Genomic DNA, 1,655 nt, shown 5'->3' with positions numbered 1-1,655 from the left:
TCCTAATTCGTTCGTAAGCGGTTCCGGCTACCCCTGCTGAGGAGCTGCTGGACTGGTCGGAGATGGATCAGTTGCGTAGCGGTCACGTGGGCACCGGGCCAACCCCTGTGGTCTCCCGGCCCGACGAGGCCTTCTGAAAGACCGGTGGGGCCCGGTGCCTTCGGGCCGCTGCGAAATCCCACCAGCCCCATGAGCGTTGGCCCTCGTGGTGCGAGCCGATCGCAGGGCGACCCCCACTTCTTGATCCCGAGCCCCAGAGCTCTGTCCAAGACCGGGGCCCCTGCGGTGCGCTGGTACCGCGAACGGCTACTGAGATGGCAGGCCTTCGAGCCTTGGAATTAGGGCGCCGCGCGGACCGCACAGGCCCACCACCAGCACACGAACGAGGGAGAAGTAGATGGCGGTGTTCTGCGGGATCGACTGGGCCGAGGCCCACCACGACGTCGCCCTGGTCGACGAGACCGGCACCCGATTGGTCAAGCTCCGCATCAGCAACGACGCCGAGGGATACCGGCAACTGCTGGAAGTACTCGCCGAGCACGGCGACACCCCCGCCGACCCGATCCCGGTCGCGATCGAGACCAGCCGCGGTCTCCTGGTTGCCGCGCTGCGCACCGGAGCCCGGCAGGTGTACGCGATCAACCCGCTGGCCGCCGCCCGCTACCGCGACCGGCACAGCCTCTCCCGCGCCAAGTCCGATCCCGGCGACGCCCTGGTGCTGGCCAACATCTTGCGCACCGACGCCGCGGCGCACCGGCCGCTGCCCGCAGACAGCGAGCAGGTCCGCGCCCTGGCGGTGATGGCCCGCGCCCAACAGGACGCGGTCTGGGCTCGCCAACAGCTGGTCAACCAGATCCGCTCGCTGCTGCGCGACTACTACCCGGCAGCCACGCAGGCGTTTCAGTCCAAGCAGCACGGCCTGGCCCGAGCCGAGGCCAGAACGGTCCTGGCCGCCGCACCCACCCCGCACAGAGCCGCACGGTTGACGCTGACCCAGCTCAGAGCGGCGCTCAAACGCGCCGGCCGCAGCCGCGGCATCGAGGAGGAAGCCCAGCGCCTGCGCGACCTCTTCCGCAGCCAGTGGGCACGCCAGCCCCAGCCGATCGAGGACGCCATGGGCACCCAGCTCCTGGCCCTGCTGCGTCAGCTCAACGCGGCCTGCGAGGCCGCTGACGAACTCGCCACAGCGGTGGAGGAGTCTTTTCGCGCGCACCCGGACGCTGAAACCCTGCTCAGCTTCCCCGGCCTGGGGGTGCTGACCGGAGCCCGGGTGCTCGCCGAGATCGGAGACGACCGCTCCCGCTTCGCCGACGCCCGCAGCCTGAAGGCCTACGCCGGATCGGCCCCTATCACCCGAGCCTCGGGGCGCAAACGGTTCGTGGGCAGGCGGTTCATCAAGAACGACCGGCTGACCAACGCCGGGTTCCACTGGGCGTTCGCCTCGCTGACCTGCTCTCCGGGCGCCTACGCCCACTACCGCAGACGCCGGGACCGCGGTGACTGGCACGCCCAAGCCCAGCGGCACCTGTTCAACCGGATGCTGGGGCAGCTGTTCCACTGCTTGCAGACCGGTCAGGTCTTCGACGAGCAACGCGCGTTCACCTCCTCTCTCGCGGTCGCGGTTTGACAAGTTGGTCACCTGAGATGTCTTTCAG

1 protein-coding gene is annotated in these 1,655 nt (G+C 69.4%); it reads left to right on the top strand.

Translation table 11 applies throughout. From position 1 onward, the window contains the following. Positions 1–397 precede the first annotated feature (397 nt). Positions 398–1,627 carry an IS110 family RNA-guided transposase gene (locus ACSIH6_RS39265; RefSeq protein WP_435113954.1) on the top strand — a complete coding sequence of 410 codons (1,230 nt, stop codon included), beginning with the start codon at positions 398–400 and terminating at the stop codon, positions 1,625–1,627. The last annotated feature ends 28 nt before the right edge of the window (positions 1,628–1,655 follow it).

The sequence above is a fragment of the Nocardiopsis synnemataformans genome (assembly GCF_965343085.1).
In the GTDB taxonomy this organism is placed as follows: Bacteria; Actinomycetota; Actinomycetes; order Streptosporangiales; family Streptosporangiaceae; genus Nocardiopsis; species Nocardiopsis alborubida.
The sequence above is the reverse complement of the archived record's forward strand: the minus strand, read 5'-3'. Positions and strand labels throughout refer to the sequence as shown.